Annotated in this window: 3 protein-coding genes and 1 tRNA gene; 1 reads left to right on the top strand and 3 read right to left on the bottom strand. The window is 42.3% G+C overall.

The window, feature by feature from the left end; genetic code table 11:
- Positions 1-21: 21 nt before the first annotated feature.
- A complete protein-coding gene (locus tag IQ246_RS28810) occupies positions 22-1320 on the bottom strand; it encodes a hypothetical protein (protein ID WP_194006706.1) in 1299 nt (432 codons plus the stop codon).
- A gap of 179 nt (positions 1321-1499) precedes the next feature.
- Between IQ246_RS28810 and IQ246_RS28815 the strand changes: the two genes are divergently transcribed.
- A complete protein-coding gene (locus tag IQ246_RS28815; RefSeq protein WP_194006708.1) occupies positions 1500-1979 on the top strand; it encodes a hypothetical protein in 480 nt (159 codons plus the stop codon).
- 61 nt (positions 1980-2040) lie between these two features.
- Here the strand turns inward: IQ246_RS28815 and IQ246_RS28820 are convergent, their stop codons facing one another.
- Together IQ246_RS28820 and IQ246_RS28825 are read right to left on the bottom strand one after the other, a co-directional pair.
- The gene (locus IQ246_RS28820) at positions 2041-4260 is read right to left on the bottom strand and encodes a tyrosine-protein kinase domain-containing protein (RefSeq protein WP_194006707.1); all 2220 of its coding nucleotides are present in this window, start codon (positions 4258-4260) and stop codon (positions 2041-2043) included.
- A gap of 449 nt (positions 4261-4709) precedes the next feature.
- Positions 4710-4781: transfer RNA gene (locus IQ246_RS28825), tRNA-Gln, on the bottom strand.
- Between the last annotated feature and the right edge of the window lie 253 nt (positions 4782-5034).

The raw sequence follows: 5034 nt of genomic DNA on the forward strand, positions 1-5034 counted from the left end.
CCATGCCCCATGCCCCATGCCCTATTCTCCACCCCCACGTTCTAGGCGCTTTTGCCATTCAGCGTCAATTTGTGCAGAACGCTCGACTTCCTGATCGAGTAAATCAGTTTCGCTAGAATATACCAAATCTTCGTTCCCAATAACTTTTTCTGCGGCAAACTCATGGGTGTAGGCAATCTTCTGCTGCAAAGAAGCATCCGCAGTTGCTAATAGCCTAGCGCGGGAAAGGCGATCGCGGTTACGGTCAGCAATTTTGCTATTGCGCCACTTAATCCAGAAATAACGCAATAAAGGTATGGCTAAAAAACCGACTCCGTAAGCCAATAGCAACCAATAAATTCCTTGTACAAAAGCTACCAGTCCACCTAATTGGGCAGCCACTGTGCCATCTCTTAACAAACTTCCCAACACCAAGGCACCAACAAAATTGAGTACACCCAAGCCGGCACTCAGCATAATTTGTCCTGAGTTTGCTACACTAAAACGCCAGAGCAATTCCTCTAGGTATACGGGTACTGACTGCCGACGTTTTTTAGTTGCTTGCACCTGCAACTCTGGAAAATAATAGATAATCTGCCCCTCAGAACTTACTTTCGGTTGCCCATTGAATCGCGTGAGCACGGGTAGCATATAGTCTTCGTATTCTTTTGTATAGCGATCGCCAATGTCATCTAGATATGGGGCGATTTGTTCGGCTACTACTGCGCCACGGTTATTACGAATTACAGTAGCAATTTCTTGCCAGCGCCGTTCTTCTAAGTTGGCGTTGGGATTACCATCGCCAAATAAAAATGAAAAGACCGCCTCAAAGAAATTCAGACTGCTTTCTTGGTGTCCTTCACGTCGCCGTTCCTGGTAGTGGGTGTCATAATTTGGGTTAAAATACCAAAATAAATTTGGGAAATAGAAGAAGCCACCACCACTGGAATAGCTACCTCTGTTATCGCTGTCGCGATCTGAGTTAAGAGCAGTAATGATAATGATGATACTAACAGTAATCAGGGCGATAGAAACAGTTAAGAAAATTCCAAAGGAAATGCGAATTAGGTAAAACAGAACGCCCCAAACCTTTTTCCACCATTCCTGCAACCGCAACTGTAAGTATTTATTACGTAAAATTGAACGGAAATTTTGCGGAAATAGGTAAACAATATCGCCCGAATCTGCTACCTGTAAATGTCCGCCAGTATCAGACGCCAACGTTAATAAACTTTGATTAGCCTCAGCAACATTCAATCCTGCCTGGGTTGCCACATCACCAACAGTGACGCGATATCCCAGTTGTTCCACTGCTCGCATGACGGTGGGATTGAGAGTCATTGCTCTCCCCTCCTGTTGAATTTTAATCTTCCTTTATCAAGTATAAAGTTTTATTTTGGGTGACTTCTCAAGTTAATATCGGCTTGCTTCTCCATGTGCAACATCTCATCTGGAATGCCACAGTTCATGTTAATATTAATTCCCTCGGCTTGGTTAATCAGCAAATTTTCTGCTTAAATATGGTTCAGTACACTCTCGCTCAAAGCCCAGAAATTATCCTCACTGTTTCTGGTAAAGATTCAGCTAAAGCTCGTGACAAAGCAATGGATCAGCTGATGGAACTTATGGATGCCGGTAAGCTGCCTACTGAATTGGAAGAAGGATTTGGCCCTCAACAATTAATTGAGGTGAAGGAACCAATTACTGATGCTGCTAGTGGTGAAGATGCCATTACACAAGCTGTCCAGGTTTTGAGCAATCTGGCCACGCTCAAGCTGAAAGTTCAGGAGTCACGAACTGAAGCATTGGAAATTCGCAAGGCGGTTGATGTTCTGTTCTCCGATAAGTCGGTGACTGAAGAGGAAATTACTCGCCTCAAGGAAGGTTTTAAAGTTCTCAAAAATTTTGCCCAAGGTAATCTGCGTTACCAAGAAGCGAGAGCTAAAGCCGAACAGGCTCGGCAAGTTTTGGATCAAGCTCTCAAATCGCCTGAAAAGTAACTTTTGATTAGTATTGGGTAATTAATCGTAATTTTTTCCTACCAATTACCCATTACCTTGCTTAACGTCGTCTACTTCTTCTTAAAGAAGAGGAAATTGATAAGGAACTAGCAACTTCACTACCTGCATCTTCACGAACCCGTTCCAAGCTTCTATTTTGCTGGGAATACTGCTGGTAATAGTTATAAGAGGCTGGCATAGCATCTTTTGACTTATTCGCTATTATCCCTAAAATAGGAGTGCCAGATATCTGCACCTCTTCCAATGCTTGGTGTAGCTCAGTTCGTTTGAGCTTACCTAAACCAGCCACTAGTACCATACCATTGGTGTTAGCTGCTAGTAAGTAAGCATCGGCAAATCCCAGTAGAGGCGGTGTGTCATAAATTACTAAGTCAAAATTAGCGTGCAGATTGTCCATCAAATCTTGCATTTTCTGAGACGCAAGCAATCTAACCGAGTCAGGCGGAATGGGGCCAGCACTCATAACATACAGGTTTTCTTCTTGTGGCGATCGCTCAATTACATTATTCCAGTCCAAATCTTGGGAAATTACATCGGTTAATCCCTGAATGTTCATTAGTCCTACTAGATTGTGTAAGCTAGGAGCACGCAGATTAGCATCCACCAGTAATACTCGTTGTCCCATCGCAGCTGCTGCCTGTGCTAGTTGTACAGCAACTGTGGACTTACCGTCTCCTTGACCCACTGAACTAATGACTAGAGAGCGAATCGGAACATCCGAACCTAAAAGCAAAATATTGGTGTAGAGAGAGCGAAAAACTTCAAAAAAGGAAGCACGATTTGCTTGTTGCACTCCAGCTACACTTTCTTGAGTCGCCCCTCCAAGTTCTTTTCTCAAGGGAACTATCCCTAAAAGTGGCAGTCTAGTAGAATCCTTGAGTTCTTTAGAAGTGTAAAAGATATTGCTGAGCTTATCTACAGCTAAAGCTACTCCTACACCCAAGAGCAAACCTAAAATACCACCTAATGCTAAGTTTTTCTTAGCACCGCTAGAAACAGGAGCGGGTTCATTCACCTTAGCTAATTTAGGATCAAGTAATTGCCAAGGTTGCTGCTTTTGCGCTTTTTCGATCTGCAACGCTTGTTGTTTGGCTGTAAATTGATTCAGGGCGTCGGTGACAATTTGTAATTCCCGCTCAATGTTACTGTAATCACGGCTAACATTAGCCAGACTTCTCACTTCACTATTGAGTCCTCTGATTTTCTCGTCCAGAGAGCTATCACGAGCTGATAGTTCTCTTAAGCGGCTTTGCAGCTCTTTCTGCACCCGACTTTCTTCTTGAGCAAGCAATGGCAGCAAATAGGCTTTCGTTTGCTTTAAAGTCACCATTCTGGGGTTATCATCCGTTAATACGGCTGACTGTTGTTGAATAGTAATGTCTGCGCCCTGAATTTGATCCAGTATCTTTTGGTAGCGAACATTTTCACTCAGTACAGAATTACCAGCCCTCTCGCCTGGCTGTTGCGCTAACTCTTTTTGCAAATCCTCATACCTGGCTGCCAATTGTTCTAGCTGGACTCTTGTTTCTATTCGCTGTTGTTGCAAATTAGCAATCTGACCACTCAACTCTTGACCTTTCTGCAATGGATCAATCAAGTTATTGCTCAGTCGCAGATCTCGCATTTTATTTTGCCAGAATTTAACCGTCTGCTCCAACGGTTGTCGTTGTTTATTAACAAAGACAATTGCCTGATCTACATCTGCCTGACGCTCCGCTAGACTATAGTTCAGATAAGCATCAGCAAGTAACTTTGAAAAATCACTAACTTGCTTCTGGTCTGGATGGGTATACGCGATTTCTAAAATATTTGGTTGGTTAGATTGAATAGTTAAGTCATTAAGAATTTCAGAGTATGTTAGGTCTGGATATTTAACCTGAAGCTTTTCGATAATCGGGTCTAGGACTCGATGACTTTGTAAAACTTTGACTGTTGTTGCAACTTGTTTTTCTGACTCAGCTGATGCTACTAGCCCGCCCTGAGAACTTGAATTTATTGTTTGAGGAACATCGGCTATAACTTTACTCTCGCCGGTTACAGGATTGGTTAAAATCTCAAACGAGCCTTGATATACTGGAGGATCAGTTTCTGCCTTTAATACTGCTGCTGTTGCTACTACAGCTGTTATACCAGCGATCAACAATATCCGCCGACGCAGAACTGTTGCAATTTGACCCAGATTTAATTCATCTTCATCAATATTTAGTGGAGTAGCATTAGCTTGTGACAACGGGTGAGGATATTTGTCTGACTTTAGCATGGCATCTGTGAATTAAGTTATTTTTATTGCTTAGATAGGTGAATGCTTCGATTCCATCTTGGCATACGTAAGTTGGATTGCTTATGAAGTTACCTTGTCTTTTGCCGCACGCTAGTAAATTACTCATCACATAGCTCAAGCAATCTCAAGGGAAGTTGAGTGTTTTCAAAAATCTACTTAATACACCTATCAACTTGGACGCGATATTTAAAATCCGGGCAAATCGGGGGTCACGCACTATCACTACAGTAACATTACGCATGATAAATTTGTTGACCCATTTACATCTTGAATCAAGCTATGAAGATTGTTTATCAGCAGTGATGGTATAAGGTGATGACTAATCACACATAATACAAAAAAACTAAAAAGCTTTAAATCCAGAAAAATTTGCAGATATATCTGGAAATTAAAAGGCTTGAGCTTAATTCTGTTTGACTTTTCTTGTACTGGGGCGCTAGGATTCGAACCTAGGGATGGCGGGACCAAAACCCGCTGCCTTACCACTTGGCTACGCCCCAAAGATTCCACTGTTGTTAATATAGCAGTTAGTCCTGGGGTAATGTCAAGTACTTTGATAGTTGATTTTTGACAAGAGGTTTTTCCAATTGAATTACTACAGCTACAAGACTTGAAGCTAATTGAAGTTATAGCGGTTATCAGTCCAGTGCAGTACACTAGGAGAGAGCAATTGTACTGATAACTGGTCGGTATGAAACCCTACTCTCTCGACTTGCGCCAGAAAATTGTTGATGCTTATGCCTGCGGTGATAT

Origin of the sequence: aff. Roholtiella sp. LEGE 12411 (genome assembly GCF_015206995.1) — a bacterium.
Taxonomy (GTDB): Bacteria; Cyanobacteriota; Cyanobacteriia; order Cyanobacteriales; family Nostocaceae; genus Komarekiella.